The sequence below is a fragment of the Blautia sp. HA9023 genome (genome assembly GCF_056504095.1).
Genome location: NZ_JBWLUR010000008.1, coordinates 56880 through 79114 on the forward strand (window position 1 = coordinate 56880; position 22235 = coordinate 79114).

The 22235-nt window shown below is 38.9% G+C and carries 28 protein-coding genes; 24 read left to right on the plus strand and 4 right to left on the minus strand.

Translation table 11 applies throughout. The features are described 5' to 3' along the window. Position 1: 1 nt before the first annotated feature. The 7 genes from AC04Q6_RS10175 (at position 2) to AC04Q6_RS10205 (ending at position 6091) form a co-directional block, all read left to right on the plus strand. Positions 2-640 (plus strand): hypothetical protein, encoded by a 639-nt coding sequence (locus AC04Q6_RS10175; RefSeq protein ID WP_080656483.1) that lies wholly within the window; start codon positions 2-4, stop codon positions 638-640. A gap of 15 nt (positions 641-655) precedes the next feature. Then, positions 656-1387, plus strand: a complete 732-nt coding sequence (locus tag AC04Q6_RS10180) for an AlkZ-related protein (protein WP_028086462.1) — start codon at positions 656-658, stop codon at positions 1385-1387. A 32-nt stretch (positions 1388-1419) separates the two neighbouring features. Beyond that, positions 1420-2169: a hypothetical protein gene (locus AC04Q6_RS10185; protein WP_049947064.1), complete on the plus strand. Its 750-nt coding sequence runs from the start codon at positions 1420-1422 to the stop codon at positions 2167-2169. 12 nt (positions 2170-2181) lie between these two features. Next, a complete protein-coding gene (locus AC04Q6_RS10190; protein WP_119247877.1) occupies positions 2182-3249 on the plus strand; it encodes a macro domain-containing protein in 1068 nt (355 codons plus the stop codon). Between the two features lie 12 nt (positions 3250-3261). Then, on the plus strand, positions 3262-3960 hold the full coding sequence (locus AC04Q6_RS10195) for a hypothetical protein (RefSeq protein ID WP_049946888.1): 699 nt from the start codon (positions 3262-3264) through the stop codon (positions 3958-3960). A gap of 150 nt (positions 3961-4110) precedes the next feature. Continuing rightward, positions 4111-5439 (plus strand): ADP-ribosylglycohydrolase family protein, encoded by a 1329-nt coding sequence (locus AC04Q6_RS10200; protein WP_044924450.1) that lies wholly within the window; start codon positions 4111-4113, stop codon positions 5437-5439. Further along, a complete protein-coding gene (locus tag AC04Q6_RS10205) occupies positions 5423-6091 on the plus strand; it encodes an SIMPL domain-containing protein (RefSeq protein WP_026648895.1) in 669 nt (222 codons plus the stop codon). Before AC04Q6_RS10200 ends, AC04Q6_RS10205 begins: the two co-directional genes overlap by 17 nt. Before the next feature lie 66 nt (positions 6092-6157). On the opposite strand, the gene AC04Q6_RS10210 is transcribed toward AC04Q6_RS10205, so the two are convergent. Then, on the minus strand, positions 6158-7516 hold the full coding sequence (locus AC04Q6_RS10210; RefSeq protein ID WP_026650134.1) for a relaxase/mobilization nuclease domain-containing protein: 1359 nt from the start codon (positions 7514-7516) through the stop codon (positions 6158-6160). After that, entirely contained in the window at positions 7483-7806 is a 324-nt protein-coding gene (locus AC04Q6_RS10215) for a MobC family plasmid mobilization relaxosome protein (protein ID WP_026650133.1), read from the minus strand. Before AC04Q6_RS10215 ends, AC04Q6_RS10210 begins: the two co-directional genes overlap by 34 nt. A 283-nt stretch (positions 7807-8089) precedes the next feature. Between AC04Q6_RS10215 and AC04Q6_RS10220 the strand changes: the two genes are divergently transcribed. The 4 genes from AC04Q6_RS10220 to AC04Q6_RS10235 all read left to right on the plus strand — a co-directional run bounded on the left by AC04Q6_RS10220 (position 8090) and on the right by AC04Q6_RS10235 (position 10906). After that, positions 8090-8845: an 8-oxo-dGTP diphosphatase gene (locus AC04Q6_RS10220; RefSeq protein ID WP_119247878.1), complete on the plus strand. Its 756-nt coding sequence runs from the start codon at positions 8090-8092 to the stop codon at positions 8843-8845. Positions 8846-8868: 23 nt separating this feature from the next. After that, the gene (locus AC04Q6_RS10225) at positions 8869-9051 is read left to right on the plus strand and encodes a hypothetical protein (RefSeq protein WP_148707908.1); all 183 of its coding nucleotides are present in this window, start codon (positions 8869-8871) and stop codon (positions 9049-9051) included. A gap of 129 nt (positions 9052-9180) precedes the next feature. Beyond that, positions 9181-10602 carry an ATP-binding protein gene (locus AC04Q6_RS10230; protein WP_119247880.1) on the plus strand — a complete coding sequence of 474 codons (1422 nt, stop codon included), beginning with the start codon at positions 9181-9183 and terminating at the stop codon, positions 10600-10602. Positions 10603-10726: 124 nt separating this feature from the next. Further along, complete coding sequence (locus AC04Q6_RS10235) at positions 10727-10906, plus strand: hypothetical protein (RefSeq protein ID WP_028086473.1); 180 nt, start codon at positions 10727-10729, stop codon at positions 10904-10906. A 327-nt stretch (positions 10907-11233) separates the two neighbouring features. On the opposite strand, the gene AC04Q6_RS10240 is transcribed toward AC04Q6_RS10235, so the two are convergent. Continuing rightward, entirely contained in the window at positions 11234-11755 is a 522-nt protein-coding gene (locus AC04Q6_RS10240) for a helix-turn-helix domain-containing protein (RefSeq protein WP_119247881.1), read from the minus strand. A gap of 333 nt (positions 11756-12088) precedes the next feature. On the opposite strand from AC04Q6_RS10240, the gene AC04Q6_RS10245 reads away from it, so the two are divergent. The 8 genes from AC04Q6_RS10245 (at position 12089) to AC04Q6_RS10280 (ending at position 17850) form a co-directional block, all read left to right on the plus strand. Further along, a complete protein-coding gene (locus tag AC04Q6_RS10245; RefSeq protein WP_087175032.1) occupies positions 12089-12277 on the plus strand; it encodes a hypothetical protein in 189 nt (62 codons plus the stop codon). 12 nt (positions 12278-12289) lie between these two features. Next, entirely contained in the window at positions 12290-13378 is a 1089-nt protein-coding gene (locus AC04Q6_RS10250) for a site-specific integrase (protein ID WP_119247882.1), read from the plus strand. Beyond that, complete coding sequence (locus AC04Q6_RS10255; RefSeq protein WP_119247883.1) at positions 13378-13725, plus strand: plasmid mobilization protein; 348 nt, start codon at positions 13378-13380, stop codon at positions 13723-13725. Before AC04Q6_RS10250 ends, AC04Q6_RS10255 begins: the two co-directional genes overlap by 1 nt. Positions 13726-13936: 211 nt before the next feature. Next, on the plus strand, positions 13937-14281 hold the full coding sequence (locus tag AC04Q6_RS10260) for a CHC2 zinc finger domain-containing protein (RefSeq protein WP_242996964.1): 345 nt from the start codon (positions 13937-13939) through the stop codon (positions 14279-14281). A gap of 48 nt (positions 14282-14329) precedes the next feature. Then, on the plus strand, positions 14330-14521 hold the full coding sequence (locus AC04Q6_RS10265; RefSeq protein WP_476389672.1) for a hypothetical protein: 192 nt from the start codon (positions 14330-14332) through the stop codon (positions 14519-14521). A gap of 27 nt (positions 14522-14548) precedes the next feature. Continuing rightward, positions 14549-15892, plus strand: coding sequence for a VapE domain-containing protein (locus AC04Q6_RS10270; RefSeq protein ID WP_476389727.1), 1344 nt, complete (start codon positions 14549-14551; stop codon positions 15890-15892). A gap of 395 nt (positions 15893-16287) precedes the next feature. Beyond that, positions 16288-16659, plus strand: a complete 372-nt coding sequence (locus tag AC04Q6_RS10275) for a hypothetical protein (RefSeq protein ID WP_148707909.1) — start codon at positions 16288-16290, stop codon at positions 16657-16659. Positions 16660-16677: 18 nt separating this feature from the next. After that, entirely contained in the window at positions 16678-17850 is a 1173-nt protein-coding gene (locus AC04Q6_RS10280) for a coiled-coil domain-containing protein (protein WP_119247885.1), read from the plus strand. 72 nt (positions 17851-17922) lie between these two features. Here AC04Q6_RS10280 and AC04Q6_RS10285 read toward each other — a convergent pair whose 3' ends face one another. Then, entirely contained in the window at positions 17923-18177 is a 255-nt protein-coding gene (locus AC04Q6_RS10285; protein ID WP_119247886.1) for a helix-turn-helix domain-containing protein, read from the minus strand. 105 nt (positions 18178-18282) lie between these two features. On the opposite strand from AC04Q6_RS10285, the gene AC04Q6_RS10290 reads away from it, so the two are divergent. From AC04Q6_RS10290 to AC04Q6_RS10310, 5 genes are all read left to right on the plus strand, one after another. Then, entirely contained in the window at positions 18283-18711 is a 429-nt protein-coding gene (locus AC04Q6_RS10290) for a hypothetical protein (protein ID WP_476389673.1), read from the plus strand. A 195-nt stretch (positions 18712-18906) separates the two neighbouring features. Further along, positions 18907-19923: a hypothetical protein gene (locus AC04Q6_RS10295; RefSeq protein WP_119248399.1), complete on the plus strand. Its 1017-nt coding sequence runs from the start codon at positions 18907-18909 to the stop codon at positions 19921-19923. After that, on the plus strand, positions 19920-20306 hold the full coding sequence (locus AC04Q6_RS10300) for a hypothetical protein (RefSeq protein ID WP_119248398.1): 387 nt from the start codon (positions 19920-19922) through the stop codon (positions 20304-20306). Before AC04Q6_RS10295 ends, AC04Q6_RS10300 begins: the two co-directional genes overlap by 4 nt. Then, entirely contained in the window at positions 20306-21478 is a 1173-nt protein-coding gene (locus AC04Q6_RS10305) for a hypothetical protein (protein ID WP_119248397.1), read from the plus strand. Before AC04Q6_RS10300 ends, AC04Q6_RS10305 begins: the two co-directional genes overlap by 1 nt. Positions 21479-21495: 17 nt before the next feature. Further along, positions 21496-22197: an EcsC family protein gene (locus tag AC04Q6_RS10310; protein ID WP_476389674.1), complete on the plus strand. Its 702-nt coding sequence runs from the start codon at positions 21496-21498 to the stop codon at positions 22195-22197. Positions 22198-22235 lie beyond the last annotated feature (38 nt).

Genomic DNA, 22235 nt, shown 5'->3' on the forward strand with positions numbered 1-22235 from the left:
TATGATGAGAATACTTTTTTGTAACATAGCGTGGATGAAGGAGTATCGAGGAAATGAAGATGGAAAGGATATTCCGTTAAATGGTGGAAGCTATGTTGATGAGACAGGAGATGCTCATGAAAAATATAATTTTACACCGGTGAATATGGAGGGAAGGGAAGGCTTATATTGTCTGGGATTTTTTGAGACAAAATCACATAATGGTAAAGATGTCAATCAAATGCGGATTGAGAATATTGCAGGTTGTGAACTATTAAAAAAAGAAGAATCAGTAGATGATGTGCTTGTTGTTTATTGTGCAAAGCATCCGGCACATAAGTTTACGACGGTCGTGGGATGGTATAAACATGCTACAGTTTACAGACATTATCAAGAGGCAGTGTTTGCTCCAGAAGATATACAATATTACAATGCAATTGCAAACTCATCTGATTGTGTCTTACTTCCTGCAGGGATCAGATCAAGAAAGGTACAATGGGAAGTCCCAAGAAAATCAAATGGTTGGGCTTATGGATTTGGACGGGCAAATGTGTGGTATGCAAGTGAAGAAGATAGCCGGTTACAAGATTATCTTACGAGATTAGTAAAACAGATTGATGAATATGATGGCGAAAATTGGATTGACAAGTACGCTGAGTAATGAGGTACATATATTATGGGAAACGAATCAGGTGAATGGATTATGCATGGCATGAAGTGGGACAACCCGGAATGTATCCATTCTGTAGATGAAGCAATCAAGTATATAAATGAATTTGGCTTTTTACCATTATTTAAGAATGATATAGATGGGTTTTCACTTGAAGAAAGAACTGTTCCAGAGTACTGGTGGAGTGATAATCCGGAGATTGATCCATGGATGTGGCGGGCTATTATAGCAAGGCGGCATGATATCGTCTATGGAAAGTTCTTTGATAAGAAGGCAGGATTTATATCAAAAAAGTGGCTTCCTGTATTTGCTAATTATCGCCGGGATGGATATGATTTTGATGCATTATATGATGATGGGAAAGCACCTAATAAGCATAAAAAGATAATGGTCAATTTTATGGAAGATAATGCTGATTCAGAGATTTATTCAAATGAATTGAAAAAACAGGCTGGATTTGGTAAGGATGGAGAAAAGGGATTTGATGGTGCTATAACGAATCTTATGATGCAGACATATCTGTGCAACTGCGATTTTAAGAAGAGAGTGAATAAGAGAGGCATTGAATATGGATGGGATGTTGCAGTGTATTCATCTATTGAGCATATCTATGGATATGATTATGTGACTTCCTGCTATAAGGATAATCCACAGGACTCATGGAAACAGCTTGTAGACTATATGCATGAGATGTTTCCGGATGCAACGGATAAGCAGATAAGGAAAGTGTTAAAATAAAACAGTGAATTTTTGAGGTGAATATACATAAAATGAATGCAAAAAAATCCGCAGCTTATTGCAAGCTGATAGAAAATGTAAAAAACAAATATCTTAAAAATCCTATATACACAAAGAACCTGACACTTGGCTGGTGCGATTTACGTCAGGGAGAAGATTTGTGTCAGGAAATTAACCTATGGACATATTGGCAAGGGAGAGATTACGCCAAGAAGACACCACATATTAAGTATATGCTGATAGGTCAGGATTTCGGACCACCAGAAAAGGAAGAACTAAACGGTACGATTGCAAATGTCCGTAAGATGAATGATGGTATAGATGTGATGTTCCATGAAAATGTAGATTTGGAAGCAAGGGATTCACAGACGGATAAAAATATTGTCAGATACTTTGAACTGCTTGGTAAAAATGAAATTGACAAGAAAAAATATCCAGATTTGTTTTTCTGCAATTGTAATTTGGGCTATCGCAGAGATAAGTATTCTGGAAATATGACCAGAAAGATATTGGCAAATGATGCAGCCGAAATAAAATCACTGATTGACATTATAGAGCCGGAAAACATAATCTGTCTGGGTCTTGATACATCTGTGGTTGTAATACGAACTCTGATTGATAAAAAGTTTTCCTGCAATAGAGTATCTGAACTTATAGGAACTGGAGAACCTTATATTTATGGAGAAACATATATATACCCTGTAGCACATCCGGGGTATTGGGGTACAAGTACAAGAGGAGAGGATAATGTTATTGCAGATTGGAGGAGGATTAGAAAATAAGGAGGAGTCACAATGCCATTTAAGATTGTCCGAAACGATATAACAAAGGTAAAAGCAGATGTAATCGTGAATACTGCCAATCCAAATCCGATATGTGCAAGTGGCACGGACTTAGCAATATATGAGGCAGCAGGAAAAGAAAAGCTTCTCGCAGAAAGAGCGAATATCGGCAAAATTGCAAGAGGTGATATTGCTGTCACTGGTGCATATAGCCTAAATGCAAAATATATTATTCATACAGTAGGACCGGTATGGACGGATGGATTGCACCATGAATTTGAAATTCTGGAGCACTGCTATCGTAAATCATTGCAAAAAGCATTGGAACTTAAGTGCGAGAGCATTGCATTTCCATTAATTTCGACAGGAGTATATGGATTTCCGAAGGATAAGGCATTACAGATTGCTGTGTCAGTATTCAGCCAGTTTCTTACTGAAAATGAAATGGAAATTATACTGGTAGTGTTTGATAAAAGGTCTTTTCAGCTGTCCGGTCAGATTGTTGGGGATATTGATTCTTATATAGATGCTAATTACGTCAGAGAAATCCATAGAAAAGAGTATCCGTTAAGGAGCAGAAGAAGTACTCATGTAAAAGAATTGGCAGAAGAAGATTTCAATGAAGAAATGCTTCAAAGAGAAGAAGACAACTATCCACTTGAGGAAATGACAGATACTGGCATGACAGAATTGCTCATGCCGTTAGAAAATATTTCATTGGAAGATCAGCTGGCCAATATAGGAGTTTCCTTTCATGATAAATTATTTGAGCTGATTGATGAAGCACATCTTGATAATAAGGATGTGTGGAAACGGGCAAACCTTGATAGGAAACATTTTTCAAAGATTCAGTGTGATCAGAATTATCATCCAAAGAAAAAGACAGTAATGGCACTCTGTATTGCACTTCAGCTTGATCTGGAACAGTCAAGAGATTTACTTGCCAGAGCGGACTGGGCATTTAGTCCAAGCAGTAAGGTGGATCTGATCGTGCAGAAGGCTATTATAGATAAGCAGTATGATATTATGCAGCTGAATGTAACATTGTTTAAGGATACGAATGAAATTCTTGGAGTATAGGAGAAAATATTCATGAGTAGAGAGACAGATATAAAACTTTTAATGGACAATTGGGAAGAAAAACATAAAAATAATGGATATAAGCGTTTTATCAGAGATGGTATAGTGTGTGAAGAAAAATGGGAAGCACAGCATACACCAAGAGTATGTTATTTCTTAAAGGAAGCATACACTTCTAATGAAAATGGTTATAATCTGGTAGAAGATTTGCATGATTGTGAACGTCCATGGACTATGTGGAGAAAGGTAGCAATATGGACACAGGCAATATATAATGCATTTAACGATAATATCTGTGAGTATGACGATGAAGTATTACGTTCTAAGGAAAAAGAAATCATAGACCGTATTGCAGTGGTCAATGTGAAAAAAAGCAATGGCGGAAGCGAATCTGAATATGAAGATTTGAAAAAATACGCACTTGAAGACAGGCTGGAAATAAAGCGTGAATTGGAAATTATACAACCGGATATCATTGTATGTGGGAATAATCTCAGTCTATTGAAACTTGTATTAGGGGAAGAATTACAGAATGATGATACATGGGATAATATGTTGGCGCTTTGGAAGGATACATTGGTGCTTGATTATTATCACCCTGCTGTGCATTATCCTAATCGGGTTAATTATTATGCTTTAATGGCAATTTGCGATGTGGCAAGAAAAAAATATGGTACGCCAGTATGGTCAGAACAAAATGAAAAATATTAGAGAAATTAGTGTCGGTGCAATATTGTACCGGCATTTTTATTTTCTGAAAGTGTCGCCCAAACAGCGACCATATGAAGATGCCTTTTAATTATACTCATATTGTAACAGAGAAAGAGAGGTGCCGGAGTAATCCGGGAATTGGAGGCATATATGTACGGAGCAATTTTAGGAGATATTATAGGAAGTCCGTTTGAGTTTGACAGAGGTGATAAAACAAAGAATTTTGATTTGTTTAGTGAAGGCTGTGGCTTTACAGATGATTCTGTTATGACAATAGCAGTTGGAGAAGCTCTCCTGGCAGTCGGACCGGAAGCAGCAGTAAAGAAAATTGAAGATGCGGTAGCATCCAATATGCAGGATTGGGGAAAAAGATATCCACATGCAGGCTATGGTGGATGCTTCAGACATTGGCTTAAAGAAAATAATCCGAAGCCATACGGAAGCTATGGAAATGGTTCAGCCATGAGAGTGTCAGCGGTAGGCTGGCTTTATGATTCGATGGAAAGAACCAGAGAGGTAGCTAGAGCTACAGCGAATGTGACACATAATCATCCAGAAGGTATAAAGGGTGCAGAGTCAACTGCAAGTGCAATATATATGGCAAGGAATGGATCTTCAAAAGAAGAAATCAAAGCTTATATCGAGAGGGAATTTCATTATGATCTGAGTAGAACATTGGATAATATCCGAACCTACTACCATCATGTTGAAAGCTGTCAGGAAACAGTACCAGAGGCAATCATCGCATTTCTGGAATCCAAAGATTTTGAGGATGCCATACGGAATGCAGTATCACTTGGTGGAGATACGGATACGCTTGGTGCTATTACAGGAAGTATTGCAGAAGCATTTTATGGGATCCCAGCTGTGCTGATTGCAGAGTGTAAAAGCCGGATTGATAAGGGACTGATGACGGATGTTCTTGATGAATTTGATCATGTACTTGGCAGGAGCGTGGATACTTATTCAGATGAAGTGGATGAGACACAGGCAAATCAGATGATTGAGGCAGCAATCGACCAGTATTATATTCAGCAGGATAAAAATGGAATGCTGTTATTTATGGAAGTTATGGTAACAAGAATGCAGCAGGCAGGAGAAGTTATTGTTCCATATATCACGGAAAATCCTTTTATGTCGGAAGAACAGATAAGTAAAGTAAAGGCTGGTGACACGATTTCGCTTGACCATGATGTAAGACTTAAAATAGAGACTGTAAAAGATGCTGATGAAAAAGAATGGATTGGAGTATTTACATCTTCTGAAGAGATGCATAAGGGTTCTGCTGGAAATGTGCAGATGAATCAGTCTATTGAATCAATACTTCGTCTGGCACTTAATTGGGAACAGGTGAATGGAATTGTGATTAATCCGTTTGGTAAGTATATTCAGATGACAAAGAAGATGATAGAGCTTTTAATCAATGGGTATGAATATAATGAGAATGAAAGGAAGAGCAAAGATGATGAGAACAATTAAAGTTACAGGAAAAGGGAAAATAGCAGTAAAGCCGGATAAAATCCGGTTATATGTCAACAAGGAAGAACTTTGCAAAGAATATGAAGATACTCTCCGAAGGTCAACAGAAGATACAGAGCTTCTCAAGGATTTGTTTGAGAAACTTGGTTTTCAGAGAAAAGACCTTAAAACAGTATATTTTAATGTCGATACAGAATATGAAAGCTATCAGGACAGAGATAAGAGCTGGAAGCGAAGATTTAAAGGTTATAAGTATAATCACCATATGAAAATAGAGTTTGCAGCTGATAATAAAAGATTAGGGCAAGTCCTTTACGCTTTGGCTCATAGCTCATTAAGGCCAGAGTTTTCTATTGAGTATACAGTGGCAGATGTAGAAAAATGTAAAAATGAGCTGTTACATAAAGCAATTGAGGATTCCATTCAAAAGGCACAGGTGCTTACAACAGCAGCAAATGTGAAATTGGGTGAAATACAGGCAATTGATTATTCTTGGGGAGAGATAGATTTTGTAACAAAGCCATTGAATGAAATGAGATTAATGGAGTGTACGGAATGTGAAATGAGTGCACCGGGAGCATATGATATAGATATTGAGGCAGACGATATTAATGTTACTGATACGGCAACTGTAATATGGGAAATTGCATAAAGAGGAAGATATAAATAGATTAGACGAAAAGCAAGAGGCACCGTTAAAGTAGGTACCTCCTTCTTTTTAGAGAGTTAGCTCTTTTTCTGATATGGGAATTTGCATCTCCGGAGCATTAAGTAGTGCTGTGAAATTCTGTCTAATGATATTCAGTGTCTTCTGCTTTTTCTGCAATTCTTGTTTTTCCCGGACAGTAGCAGCTTGTTCAGATTCAAGATTTTCTATCCTATTCTGGATTTTATTAGAGCTTGGGATTTTGGTAACACCGAGATCCTGAAGCTCTTTTTTTAGTGAATCGTGCAGTTGGTATTCTGCTTGATGTTTGGTTCGGTATGCTTTTGGATTTTTAGCAGATTTGCAATCTTCAATCACTTTTCGGCAGAGACGGTAAGAATCACAGTGTTTTTGAATGATTTTCTGTGTGCTCAGCTCACTGTTGATTTGCGTTATTCTTTGATCAGCCGCTTTAACAGAAGCATCAACATCAGAAACATGCTGTTGGAAATCTTCATAATTCAGCAGGTTATTTTCGGAAAGATAGTTGAAGGTGCGTGCCGCTTCTTTCAGGTTATTTAGTTTTGCCCATCGTTCAAATCCTTCTCGATTGCCGGTCGTAACATAAGTGGAGATATTGATATACAGGCGAGCTTCTCTGGACAGATGCCTTGGAGCTTTTATTTTGTTACGGTTTTTTGCCAAACGGATGCGGACATTTTCTTCTGAATAATAGCTTCCAAGAGATTTCATATAAGTGAAGTTTTTCTGTTCCGGTGCACGGAAGGACAGGTGTTTTCCCTGTCGGACTTCATATCCGGCTAACTGCATTTTTTGTAAAAATTCCTCATAGTTGATGGAAGTCCAGATTGCTTTATCAACTGCAACACGTAGCTTGGCTTTCCAGCTGGTGCCACGATGATATTCCATGTTCTCCTTATAACTTTTGCCTTTTTCTCCGGTTGGCATACTGGTGGCAAGTCCATTTTCATGGCAGATACGATTACTGATCCGGCAGATTTTATGGTAGCTCCGCTTATTGGAAACATACTTGTGATGATCAACAAAACTTGCTGCATTAAAGATGATGTGGTTATGGATATGATTTTTATCAACATGGGTGCTTATCACATATTCATATTTTCCTTTCAGTACTTCGTTTGCAAATTGTTGCCCTAAGCGATGGGCAGTTTCGGCATCAACTTCTCCAGGTTTAAATGACTGGATCAGATGAAATGCCAGGTTATCACCTTTGTCCATTCCATTCTTTTTTGCCATTTCTCTTGTCATAGAAAATTCAAGATCTGCAGTTTCCGGGGAACAGCCAAAACTGGAAACTAACAGTTTTTCTTCTGTTTTATCTGGATTCGTGATGTAGTCCAGAGCTTTCTTGTCTGTTACTTTAATTGGGAAGATCTTAAGATACGCCATAATTCTTTCACCATCTCTTTTAATTCTTGCTTTTCTTCCGGATACAGATCACCGGTGCTGTTTACTTTTTTGGCAATCTGATTAATATTCACACCGATCTTATGCATTTCCTCATACTGTTTCTTCAGTGGAGTGGTATCGGTGTTGACGATGTAACCGTCGATTGCCATTTTACGAAGATAAGCTCCCATATTTTTTGTCTTTGATTCAATCATCTTTCTACGAATAAGCTTTTTTTCTTCTGGGGAAACACAAAACAAAATCTGTATATTTCTTTTTCTCTTTGCCATAGGCAGATTCTCCTTTCTTTGGTTCTTCGAAGTAGTGACTTCTGTGTTTTTAATTTAGGGCAGGGTTCCCTAAATTGCTGGTTTTCCGGAAGTGTATATACACTTCCTGTCCTTGCTATTTACCGGTGGCACAGCCGCCGGAAGAGAGTCTTTAAAAAAGATCCCTCTATAAATAAGGTACTGAGAGAAGAAAAAGAGGACATCGAAGCTCAGAAGTATGACGCAGGCATGATTCTGTGGTATAGTAAAATCTGAACGAGAAAGAAGAAAAGAGGTCAAACCGATGTCACGGAAAAACCATAAGATGATAGATGGGAGATTACTGCAAACGAATAAGAAGTATTCCCAGTTAAAAATGAAGCAGAAAGAAAAGATTGCGGAATGGATGTTTCAGGCAACCAGAGATTATTATATGAAAAAATGTACTTTTCCGAGTGACAAACATCTGGAAGAAGTGGTGGATTCTGTTTATGAAAAAATTGAAGATGCAGAAATCTGGATTCTGTATGGAGAGGTCTTCAAGCATTATAAATCCAAACGATCGGATATCAACAAACGTGTCAGAAAATCTCTGAATGAAAAAGAAGAGAGTCGGATTGAGAAGGTCTGTTTTATGAATATGTGTATGATTCAGGATCATAAAGGAAATGTACTGGCTCTGGATAAAGTAAATGATAGCTATACCGGTACGACTTTCCCAGGTGGTCACGTAGAAGCAAATGAGATTTTTCAGAAATCTATGATTCGGGAAGTCTGGGAAGAAACAGGGCTTACGATCGAAGCACCGAAGCTTAGAGGATTATATCATTGGCATAAGAGCGGAGTGCACTATGTTATTACCTTGTACAAAGCGGATAAGTTTACCGGAGAATTAAAGAGTTCTGAGGAAGGAAGAGTTTATTGGATTCCGCTGGAAGAGTTAAAAACAAAAGAACTTGCTACAGGTATGGAACACGTTTTGCGGATTCTGGAATCAGAGAAGGTGGATGAGTGCTATATGCATCTGGAAGCAGATGGATATGTGGGAGACTTGTATTAAAGAATTACATGAGAAATGTGTGCTTGGGTAATGATGAGCCAAGTGAATATTCTGGTGCTAAACAGGCAAGGAAGATTCTTGAACAGGCAGCTGCTTTATTTGCCAGTGTAACTATGAACAATGAGGACAAAACTACTTTCATGGATGAGATGACGAGACTTTATCTGGCATCTAAAAGAACAGAAGAAAATGGTAAGAAAAAATGAACGGTTTTGTTTTCTTGCTTGCTAGAAAAGAAGGATAGAACGTATAATAGTGTTAATGATCCAGAGAGGTTTACTCTGGAAATAGAATTATTCGCACCAATGGTGCGAGTATAGATTAGGAGTGAAAGAATGGTAGAAGATACTATGTTTTCCGGGGAATCGAAAAATATTGAGTACAAGGTATCCTTACCTGATAAATGTGAAAAGTACATGAAGACAATCGTAGCTTTTGCCAATACACAAGGTGGCAAGCTGATTGTTGGAGTAGATGATAAAACACACCAGATTGTTGGTGTGGAAAATGATGTGTTGTTTCAGCTGATGGATGGAATTGCCAATGCAGTTTCTGATTCCTGTGTGCCACAGATCATTCCTGATATTGAGCCGCAGACGGTAAACGGGAAAACAGTTATTGTTGTATCAGTAGAAGCAGGAAAGAATAGACCATATTATCTAAAATCAAAGGGAAAAGATAATGGTACTTATATCCGTGTTGCAGGTACATTAAGGCAGGCATTTCCAGAGAAAATAAAAGAACTGGAGATGGAAGGAGCCAGAATCTCCTGGGATGAACTTACCTGTGTAGGATATCCAGTTTCAGAAGAAGCTACAGAGAAACTTTGCCAGGATATTGAAAAGTTCCGGAAAAAAGCAGGAATGTCAGAGCATTCTGTGAAGAAAGAGCAGCTGATAAACTGGAAGATCTTAAAGCAGAGGGAGGGACAGCTTCTGGCAACGAATGCCTATGCGTTGCTGACATCAGATTATTTCTCATTTTCTAAAACCCAATGTGCGGTATTCAAGGGAATAGATCGTGCAGTATTTCTTGATAAGAGAGAATTTACAGGACCAATCTATACACAAATCGAAGAAGCAGTAGATTTTGTATTGAGAAATATTCGACTTGGAGCAACAATTGACGGATTGGTGCGAAAAGAGAAATATGAGCTACCACCGGAAGCAATCAGGGAAATGATCATTAACGCCCATTGTCACCGTAACCTGTTGGATGAATCTTGTATTCAGGTCGCAGTTTATGATGACAGACTGGAGGTGACTTCTCCGGGTGGATTATATAACGGATTAACTTATGAGGAAGTCATGAATGGTCATTCGAAGATCCGGAATAAAGGTATTGCCAATATATTCAATCAGATGGGACTTGTAGAAGCATGGGGAAGCGGAATAAAAAGAATCCTTAATGCTGCAGAAGAGTATGGACTTTCGAAGCCGAGATTTCAGGAATTCGATAATATGTTTCGGGTAGAGTTGTTCCGTAGTTCATTTCCGATGACAAATGGAAAAGAAAACATCGGGGAAGCATCGGAGGTAGTGTGGAGAACAGACCTCAACGATACACAGAAAAAGATTATAAAGTTACTTTCAGAAGATCATCAATTATCAGCAGTTAAGTTAGCTGAAAAAATTTGGGTTGCCAGTCGAAATATTGAGAACAATATTAAGAAGTTAAAAGAGTATGGTATTCTTATAAGACATGGATCTCCCAAGAATGGTTACTGGGAGATTGTAGATAAAGATCTACAGGAGTGAGAAGTAAATTAGTCCAAGATAGCTCAAGATTAGTCCAAGAGAATATATATATAAATAACAAAAATAGATTGACATTTTGTAGTAATCAGTAGTAAACTGTACTTGTGGAAGGGAAGTGATATGTTTGGCTAGAAAAACACCAAAAGATGGCAAAGAAGAAAACATACGAGTACGGGTGACTCCGGAACAAAAACAGAGACTTGTTGAGTATGCAGAAAGACACTATCAGAGCATGAGTGGTGTTGTATGTCAGGCATTGGATCTCCTGTACGCAAGAGAAGAACAACAAAATAATAAAGAGTAAAATGGAGTTATTTTGGAGTTTATTTCTTCATAAGCGGTGCGAAAAACACAAAATCAGAACGCATGTTTGAAGCATAAACCTCTAATAACAGCCTTTGCGTGTCATGAAACGCAGTCCGCAAAGGAGTTTGAATAGGATTTTGCAAAAATAGACCCAGTATTTATGCGATTTCCAAGCAAATTCCGTTATTTTTTGGCAACGGATTGGCAACACTTTTTGCTATATTCCTTGAATAAAATTATATTTCTATAACATAAAAACCTTACTGATGAACTGTTTCCAAAATTGGAAAGAGTAGTCAGTAAGGTTTTTTCTTTTTACATTTCTTTATTGATTCTCTTTTTTCAGAGCCTTGATGAGTTCGTCAGAGAGTTCCTGAGACGGAACTTTTGCCCGAATCTCAGAGGTGTCCAATTCCGGATAGTTATATCGCCAGTTATCGTATTCTTCCTGGCTGATCTCTCCAGATTCCAGTTTTGCAGCCATTTGTTGCCATGCATGAAAAGGTTCAAACAGGTGCTGATATTCTCTGTGCTCCCGGTCAAGTCGGAGACAAAGCTCTCCGTCAATCTCTCCAATCTTGATGCCATACATATCTTCCAGTGCAAAGAGGGTGTGCATAAGACCAAGATAGGAGTCAATGTTTGGAACATTGATAGCTCTGGTGCTTATACCGAAGATCTGTGCCATTTCTTTGACCAGATCAGCTTTAGGGGTTCTTGCTTCTGTCTCGTACTGCGCCACACGGACATCCGAAGTCTTTCCAAGGAAGCCAAGAAGTTCGCCAAGCTCCTTCTGTTTCATACCTTTTCTGTTTCTGAAAAATTTAATACGTTTTCCAAATGCCATAGGGATCTCTCCTTTTCCTGAAATCTTTTATTCAATTTTGAATATAAGCTCCTACCGTTATGCAATGAATAGGAACTGGTGGTTAACGATATTTGTTTAAATAGTATAGCATATGGAAAAATAAGACGCAAGAAAAACTTAAACAAAAAAATTTAATTACTGATGTTCAAACCACTTGACTTAACGGAAAATAGTTAATATAATACAATCAAAACTTAACTTAATAGAGTTAAGCTGAAGAAAATTTGAAAATGAGGTTGTATAAGGTGCCTTGAAACTTTGGATAAGTAGAGGGGTTTTTCCTTGAAGACAATGTGGAAGGAGGTGAATAGAATGTCTGAATTAAAGAATGGATTTCTGACTGCAGAAGAAGTAATGGATATTTTACAGGTCAAGCAGTCAAAGGCATACCAGATTATTCGCCAGCTGAATAAAGAACTCAGCGGAATGGGGCTGATTACAGTGCCGGGGCGTGTGGATGCCAATTATTTCAAGAAAAAGTTGTTTTATGAAGAAAAATAGGAGGTACTTAAGATGGCTGTATATCAGGAAAAAGACAAAGGTACATGGAGAGTGGTGTTTCGGTACACCGATTTTACCGGGGAAAGAAAGCAGACGCAGAAACGTGGATTCAAGACCAAACGGGAAGCGACTGCATGGGAACATGAGATGATGCTTCGAAAAGGAAATAAGCTGGAAATGACGTTTGAGAGCTTTTATGAGATTTATTCCGAGTATAAACGTCAGAGGGTAAAGGAAAGTACATTTGAGACGAAATGCCACATTGTGCGGACAAAAATCCTTCCTTACTTTGGAAAACGGAAAATCAACGAGATCACAGTGGCGGATGTAATTGCCTGGCAGAATGAAATGATGGCATACCGGGATGAAAAGGGCAAGCCCTATTCCGTGGATTATCTGAAAACGATTCAGGCACAGCTTACGGCAATTTTCAATCATGCGGTAAATTATTATAATCTGCCCTGCAATCCGGCAAGACAGGCAGGAAGTATAGGAAAAGAGGTTCCAAAGGAAATGAAATTCTGGACAAAGGAACAGTATCTGAAATTTGCCGAAGCAATGATGGACAAGCCCAGATCCTATTATGCCTTTGAGATGCTTTATTGGACCGGAATCCGGGAAGGGGAGCTGCTTGCCCTCACACGGTCAGATTTTGATTTTGAGAAACAGACGGTGCGGATCAATAAAACGTACCACCGGATGAAAAAGCAGGACATTATTACTTCTCCCAAAACAGCGAAAAGTAATCGGATCGTTGTGATGCCGGAGTTCCTCTGTGAAGAGATGCAGGATTATTTTCAGATGTATTATTCACTGGCACCGGATCAGTGGATCTTCCCATTTTCCAAATCCTATCTGAAACATGAAATGGAAAGGGGATGCAAAGCGACAGGAATTCCGGTTATTCGGATTCATGATCTTCGCCACAGCCATGTTTCCCTGCTGATCCATATGGGATTTACAGCTCTTGCCATTGGAAACCGGGTGGGACATGAAGCGGAAAAAATCACGTACCGATATGCACATTTATTCCCGACGGTGCAGACGGAGATGGCGAATAAGTTGGATGTCGAGAGAATGGAGAAGGAGGATGAAATCTGATGGAGAGAACGTTAGATGCAAAAGGACGATGGAGAAATCGGACGGTGGGATTCCGGGTATCCGAGGAAGAAGCAAAAATGATTGACCACATGGTGGCGTTATCTGGGCTCACCAAACAGGAGTACATCCTGAGAAAATTGATGGACTGGGAAGTGACCGTGCAGGGAAATCCGAGAGTGTACAAAGCCCTGAAAAATCAGATGCAGCAGATCTACGGAGAACTGAAACGGTTGGAAGTGTGCAGTGAAGAAAATGAAGAACTGCTTCTGAACATCCAGATGGTTGCTGTGACACTGAATGGGATGAAGGAGGAACCGCACCATGTGGAATCCCCGGAACATCCCTAAAAAAGAAAATGCCCCTGCTGGTAACAAGGACATTTCGACACTAAACAAAACTTATGCAGGCTCTGGTAAAGCCTCATAGACAAAAACTCAATCCTTATGGGAGAAGTCTGTCTATACGCATATAGCTTTATGTGTAGTATAACAAAGTTCTCCTGTGACGGAAAGAGGGAAAATTACGGAATTTGATTACAAAGGATACAGGAGGACGTACATGAACATTTTTCAGGAAATGAAAGAACGTGTCACCGCAAGGCAGGTGGCAGAAAGATATGGGTTAAAAGTCCGCCGGAATGGGATGGCGTGTTGTCCCTTTCATAATGACAAACATCCCAGTATGAAGATTAATCAGAATTATTACTGCTTTGCCTGTGGGGCAAAGGGAGATGCAGTTAATTATGTGGCGGTACAGTTTGGATTATCCCAGTTCGAAGCGGCGAAGAAGATCAATGAAGATTTTTCTCTGGGAATTCTAATCGGGCAGCCAGAGATAAGAAGAAAACAAAATTCAGGTGTCAGGAAAAAAGAGAAGGTTCCAACAAAAGAGGAACGGATTTAATTTGTCCAGAAGAAGATTGATAAATGGGCAAGGGATGCTGCCAATGTATTGCTGCGGTATCTGCGATGGATGGAATTCTGGAAGGAATTTTACAAGCCGGAATCTATGGAAGAGGAATGGCATCCTCTATTTGTTGAAGCCTTACAGAATGAAAGCAAGATCAGTTATCTGGTGGACATGCTGATGTTTGGAACGGACGAAGAGATTCTGGATTTTTCCAGAACGGAAGGGAGGAGGTGAAGCGGTATGAACAGAGAATTGCAGAATATGAGCGAGGAGTCCTTGCAGAATTTAGAGGAGATTGTTGAAACGGAGCTTCTGACAGTGGAGGATATCCGGGAACGGATGGATACCACGGAAAAAGGGAAAATACGTCAGTCCATACAGAATTGCAAATATGCGTTGGAGCATGATCCTTGTCTGAAAGGAGCTATCTGCAGAAATGAAATGACGTGTCAGATTGACATCATGAAGAAAATGCCCTGGAAAAGGCGTGGTGTCCATATGACCGATACAGACATGAATAACCTGGCTTTGTATCTGGAAAAGAACTATGGCTTGACCAGTGATCGTGTCATTACAAAGGCAATCGATATCGTGGCGAATGAAAACAGTTTTCATCCGATTCTTGAATATCTGGAGAGCCTGAAATGGGATGGGATTCCGAGAATTCAACATATGCTGACACATTTTTTCGGGGCAGAGGATATTGGCTATACCGGGGAAGTGATGAAGATGCACATGATGGGAGCAATCCGCAGGCTATATGAGCCGGGAGCAAAATATGACATTATGCTTTGTCTGGTCGGAGGTCAGGGAACTGGAAAATCCACGTTCTTCCGTTATCTGGCAATCAAAGATGAATGGTTTACGGACGATATGAAGCGGATCGATGATAAGAAGGTTTATGAATATTTGCAGGGACACTGGATCGTGGAAATGTCAGAAATGAATGCGGTGGCAAATGCCAAGAGTATCGAAGAGACGAAATCATTCCTGAGCCGGCAGAAGGATATTTATCGTATCCCATATGAAAGGCGGGCAGAGGACCGGTATCGTCAGTGTGTCTTTTGCGGTACTTCCAACGACCTGAATTTTCTCCCTTTCGACCGTACCGGGAATCGGAGATTTGCCCCGGTCAGAGTATTTCCCGAAAAAGCGGAAACCACCATTTATGAAAATGAAGCAGAATCCAGATTATACATTATCCAGGCATGGGCAGAGGCAATGGAAATCTACCGAAGCGAAAACTATCTGTTGACTTTTTCACCGGAGATGGAGGATCACGTTAAGCTGCTTCAGAGAGAATTCATGCCGGAGGATACTCAGACAGGTATGATCCAGGCATTTCTTGATTCGTACGAAGAAGATTATGTCTGTTCTATGATTATCTATCAGCAGGTATTTCATCAGGAAGGTATCGTTCCAAAATGGCAGTCAAAAGAAATTGGTGATCTGATGGACAATGAGATCATCGGCTGGACGAAACATGGCAATCATAGGTTTGGTGGGGCAATCGGAACGCAGAGATCATGGAAACGGATTCAATCGAAAAAAGATGAGGAAGGATTCATGAAAGTGGATGAGAACATGGAAATACCATTTGATTAAGGATTACTTTTAAAATGTTTTGAGCTCTGTTCACAGGTTTCTGTTCACAAATATCTGGGCGGAATGTGAACAAGAAGGTGTGAACAGGAGCGAAAAAACTTTGAAAACAAAGCAGAAACGAGAAACAGCCCGGAAACGGGCATCAATAAAAATAGCGGATACGCCAGTCAGAAAAAATTAATCATCAGTATATATAGAATTATCCGGGTATGACAAAAAGAGCCCTCGGCGATTGAGAGCGAAATACACCCATTGCACAAGAAAGCTTATACTCTGTGTCTTTCGTCCTCCCGAAAGGCCTCGCAGGGGCGTTTTTGCATGACTTGAGAATGCCATGAAGGTCCATTCCGATGACGATTTTCTTTGGTAGCGTATCCGGGCGGAAAGGAGGTATTGTGAACAGACGAAATCATAGCTTTGTGATGGAAAGCAAGCTGCATGATGTAAAAGGCAGAGTGGATTATATCAGCAGCCCCAAGCGGCAGGAAAATTTGTATGCGGTCTTTTCCAATGTGGAGGACAGCTACTGGGAGCTTCTTGCTGAACAGAATCAGCGGGATTTTGCAAAAAGCGGAACAGAAGGAACTTGTATTGAAGCGAGGGAACTGATTATCATGTTACCGCCGAGTCTGATCAAGTATGATCATGAACTGTTGCTGAAGTATATGACTTCGGTTTTCCTGGAGAAATATGATGTGGGATGCTGTGCGGCATTGCACCACAATAAGAGCAAAACCAATCTTCATATTCATCTGATCTTTTCTTAGAGGGAGATCCGGCAGGAGGTGGAACGGAAGATTGCAAGCAGAAATATGTTTTATAATGAATCCGGCAAACATGTGCGGACAAAAAAGGAGATCCTTGACGAGAATGGGAATGTCCGACCCGGATGTAAAATCATCAAAAAAGGAGAAGTTTATGAGATGAATTTCTTTCAGCCAAAGAAAGAAGAATTTAAGACCAATGCGTTTCTGGAGAATATGAAACAGGTAATGACGGATGCAATCAACGGGATTGTGAAGGATGAAAATGAGAAGCTACAGGTATTTCAGAAAGACAGTCCTTATCTTGCCACCAAAAAGATAGGGAAGAACAATCCAAAAGAAGCAGAGATCAAAGCGGATAATTATCTTCGTCAGGAATGGAACCGGAACGTGGACCGGGCATTGCTTACAGGTGCTTCCGAGGCAGAAGTGATGGCAGCAAAACAATTGCAGATTGACGTGCCGGTAGCAGAATCACTCCGGGAGCATGGACAGGATCCGAGATTATTTACCGGGATTCTTCAGAAAGCAATCGGATACTTAAGAGGCTTTGTAGAATTTCTGCGGGAGACAAAATACTGCGATAGAGATTTGAAAGGGAATCCTCTGATTGATCATGATGTGCGGATTGACATTACACCGGAACCATTGCCGGCAAAACCCAAAGGGGAAAGACCTTCTTCGGAAAAACAGGAAGCTGAGGTTATGAGATTACAGCAAATTCTCAATAAGATGAAAAAGCAGGAACAGAAGATCTATTCCATTGAGAAAGCCATCGTGAAACTGGAAAAAGATCTGAAGGAAGTAAAAAAGAAATGGTTTCACAAAAAAGAGCAGAAGGAACTGGAAGGAAAGATTGATGCGAAGAAAGCTCAACTGGAAAAGGCAAAAGATACACTGGATTTAATACCGGATCAGCATGGATATCAAAATGCACTGGAAGTTACAAAGGCAATGAAGCTTGCGAAAGCGGAGTTAAAGAAAGTTCAGATAGCTCAAAAAGTATGGGATGCACCGGAACCACAACCAGAGAAAATGTATTTGAGGATTCCGGCGAATGTGAGCAATATGCGAACACCGGATGTGCAGAAAAGTACCAGACAGAAAAGAAGTATTCATGAACGGTTGGAGGAGAAAAAACAGATCGTGGAGCAACAAACAAAGAGGAAGCAGAGAAGTGGAATGGAACTATAACTCGTATATATTTGGAGAATAAGACTGATAAGCAAAACCCTGGATGGCAGAATGAAAACTGTTGATCCAGGGTTATTTATTGTAGGATAGTCCATTAAATATTGTGTTGAAATCGGTATGAAATATTTCAGTCAAGGCAATGAGTTCACTAATCTTGATGTTGTAGGTACCTGCTTCAATCTGAGAGTAAATGCTGCGGGTGGTTGAAAGATTCCGAAGCTGTAATTGAGCAACAACCTGTTCTTGTGTGAGATTAGCTGCAGTTCTTAAATTTCGTAAATTATTTCCAATGGAAACATCTTTGATTTGTCGTAGTTTTTGCTCCATAAATAATCCATACCTTTCATTTGCATCACTGTGCTTGTATTGATTTTACTTGAAAAATTTCATATAATTGCAATACATAGATTGCAAACGAGAAGGATTAGAAGTATGGATAAGAAGCGTATATGTATAGTGTGCGTAATAATGGTATTTAGTATTATGACTGGATATCTTTTTGAAAAAGAATCTAAGGAAGAAATATCAATGGAGCCGGATGTGGTTAGCAGTATCAGTATGAATCGGGATCAGTATTTTACAGTAGTTGCAAATCGGAATCGGATCGAAGATAAAGAAGAATTCGCAAAATTACTGGTGAAGATGTGTAGGGAAAATTCATTTCATACAATTAAGTTTTCTACAGATAGAGGATATGCGACTGAAATTCATATGCAAGTATATTTATGTGAAGAAGATATTGAAGATGCAAATGTAGTGATGGAAATTGATTATGTTCAGAGGGAGTATAATGAGAATTATGATATATGTGATAACCCAGAAAAATTTGAATTACATGTGGATGGAGAAGTGATTAATTAGACAAGGAAAGAGAACAGTATTGATTGATATTGTTAAAGGGATGGATTAAAATAATATCAACCGGAAAAATGTTGATTTTTTTATATTGAGGTATTACGTTCCGTAAAAATTAACGTAATAATAGCGAACAAAAAGATTTGTGACCGACAAGTAATGGTTTGAATATACGAAATAAAAGAGATGGAGAAAATAAGCATGAGGTATACGAAAGAGAAAAGTTTAAAATCAAGAAGACCAAATGAAAAAGCATCAGAAATGAAAGGTAGAATTGCTAGAGGATTATTATCGGTAGCATTGGTAGGAGTATTAACAACTATAATGCCTTTTAACGCAAATGCTAATAGTTCGAATGTATATTATCTTGGAGAGGCGGTTAATGCGGGAAAAGATACTGGATTTTCTGAAAATAATGAGATTACAAAGAAGGATCCGCATTATAATTGGACGCTTGGAAGCTTTTCTGTTAATGGCTATACTCGTGTAATTACAGATGACGGAAATCCGATTTTTTTGAAAACAGTGGGCGATGAGGTTGTTCTTGATTTTCAATTGGAACAGGACATTGATGCTTTGAATAATGATAAATCGCTCATGATTGCAAATGATAAAAAGGCATATGATAATTTGCTGTATAAAGATGAGACTGCATTTGGAAGAGGAGCCTTGATTATAAGAAAGACAGATGCGTATCAAAATAAAAAAGGTACTTCTCAATTGTATACGGATTATTTGTCTGGAGTTAAAGTTGGAGCAAATACTCAGGTAGAAATTTGTGAAGAGGGCGATTATGAAGTTGCATTAGACTACAGTATTAGAGATAAAAAAATCACTGTGCCCTTTATAGATAAGACAATAAGAAGTACTTACAATGATTACAAAATTTATTTTACTTTTTCAGTAAGAAATGGAAACTGCATGGTTTTTCCGTTTGATGTAGCTACCGGTGAAGAACTGACAAATAAAGCAATTACTGAAAATGGATTTTATTTAGATTTGGCAAAATCCAGATATTTAGAAATCAATGTAAAAAAAGAAGTTCTTCGTGAGGGTGCGACGGGGCTTACGGAGGATGTTAGATTCAACAAGCCTGCTAGTGATGGGGAAAAGTATACAGATGAAGGGATTTACACTATTACAGTATCAAATCCATACACAGAAGAAAAGACTGTTAAGAAAATCTATGTTGGGACAAATAGCGCAAAGCATATATGACTACAGGATATGCAATTAGTGATATACAGTCATTGCTTAAAGACGGAGCAACCATTGATGATGACGGGAATATTACCATCCCGGAGAAAGTAGAAAAACCTAAAGTTGTGGAGAATGTGTCTGAATCAGCAATAGTCTTGAATGAGGCGAATGATGACGCAGAAGAAGAGGAGAGTGTTTCGGTAGAAAAGGACAATAAGGACGATGAAGCTCAATTTGCAACGAGCAGCATGGTTGGTGGAAGTATTTGTATTGTTCTGGCTTTATTTATTGTTTATTTGTTTGTTAAAAAGAAGAAAAAAGATAAAAAGGTTAATATGACAGTACCAATAGATCCTGAGGAATCAGTAACAGAAAAATCGCCAGAGGAGGATGAGGAGTAATGAAAAGATTAATTGCTCTATTGATGGCATCAACTTTATTTCTTACAGCCTGTAATTCTGGAATGAAAAATGAGGACAGTAATAAGAATGACTCTAAAATTGTGGAAGATGTAACTTCCATAGACGATATAGATTTAGACATTAATCCGGAAACTTTTTCTGATTTAAGTGATGAAAATTTGCTTCAGTATGTTGAAGATGAGGTTTATGCAGGAATAACTGAACAGTTAGCCAGTGAAGATTATATTGTTGAGAGTGTTGATGCGATATACATTTCTAAGGAGTATTTAGAAGAAGTTGAATACAATTCTCAAGAAAATATGTATTTTGGTTATACGTTGTCGGAGTTGGATGCTCAATATGATGGGACGAGATATGTATTCACTCTTGGGGATGATGGGCAGACAACGACAAAAACTTTTGAAAAATATGATGATACATATGAACAGGTAATCAAGAATGTTGCAATAGGTACGGGAGTAATTTGGGTTTGTGCTACGGTCTCGGTTGCTTCAGGGGGTGTTGGAGCTCCCGCTGCGGTAAGTATGGTTTTTGCAACATCTGCAAAAACTGGCGCAACGTTCGCATTATCATCAGGAGTAATTAGTACTGCTGGGACAGCAATTGTAACTGGCATAGAAACTAAAAATGTTGAGGAGACCCTTAAGGCAGCCGCACTTGCCGGTAGTGAAAGCTTTAAATGGGGAGCTATTGTTGGTGTTGTTTCTGGTGGAGTATCTGAAACCGTTTCTTTGGCTAAATCTGCAAGAAGCAATCCGACACCAAGAGAATCGGAATTAAAAGTTCTTGAACGAACCAAAGGGGCAGAAGAACAGATTTCCTATTTGGACGGTGTTGAAGTTTCATCTGCGACAAAAGGAGCAACACGCCCGGATGTTGTTGTAAAAAATGCAGATGGATCTATTAAAGCGATTGAAGTGAAGAATTATAACCTTGCATCCTCAAATAGCAGAAGTGAATTATATAGGGAGTTGGAAAGACAAGTAACCAGTAGGGCTAATAATTTGCCTGCAGGATCAACACAGGAGATAGTTTTGGATGTCAGGGGGAGAGGTTTTTCTAAAGACGTGATTGATAATGTGGTGGCAAACATACAATCACGTTGTGCTCCTGTGTATAAAGACATTCCGGTAACAGTCATGAGTTATTAGAGATATGAGGAAGTTGTATGAACAGTAAAGAAAAGAAGCCAGTAATGACAGAAGAAGATATTATGAAGCTTTTGGATTCTTGTTATGAAAAATGTTTAAATGGAATACCAAAAGTTAGTCCCAGTGTTGAGAAACTGGCTAATGATTATTTGAAAAAACATAGAACGACAGAAGAAGCATGCAGAGCAATGTTAAAAAATCAAATTGCAAAATGCGCAACTTCAGGAGTAGTAACTGGATTTGGAGGTTTTATTACAATGCCAGTCGCTATCCCGGCTAACGTTGGGAGTGTGATATATGTACAAATGAGGATGATTGCCTGTGTTGCATATATGGCAGATTATGAATTAGATAGTGATCAGACACAAACCTTCATATATGCTTGTTTAGCTGGCGTCGCAGTTAATGGCTTATTAAAGCAAGCCGGTATAAAAATCGGAGTAAAATTTACAAATGGACTTATTAAGAAAATTCCGGGTAAAGTTTTAACGAAAATAAATCAAAAAGTAGGATTTAGGTTTATTACGAAATTTGGAACGAAGGGAATTGTCAATTTGGGAAAGCTTCTTCCGGGAGTAGGTGCTATCGTTGGTGGTGGATTGGATTTGGTGGAAACTAAGATCATTGCAGAACGTGCGTATAAGTGGTCTTTTAAAGGTGATTTCTCGGTAAAGGATCAGAACGGGGAAGATATGATTGAAATTGATGACATCTCTTAAAGGCTACTATTTTGATATATGTAAATAGTTGAGAAAGG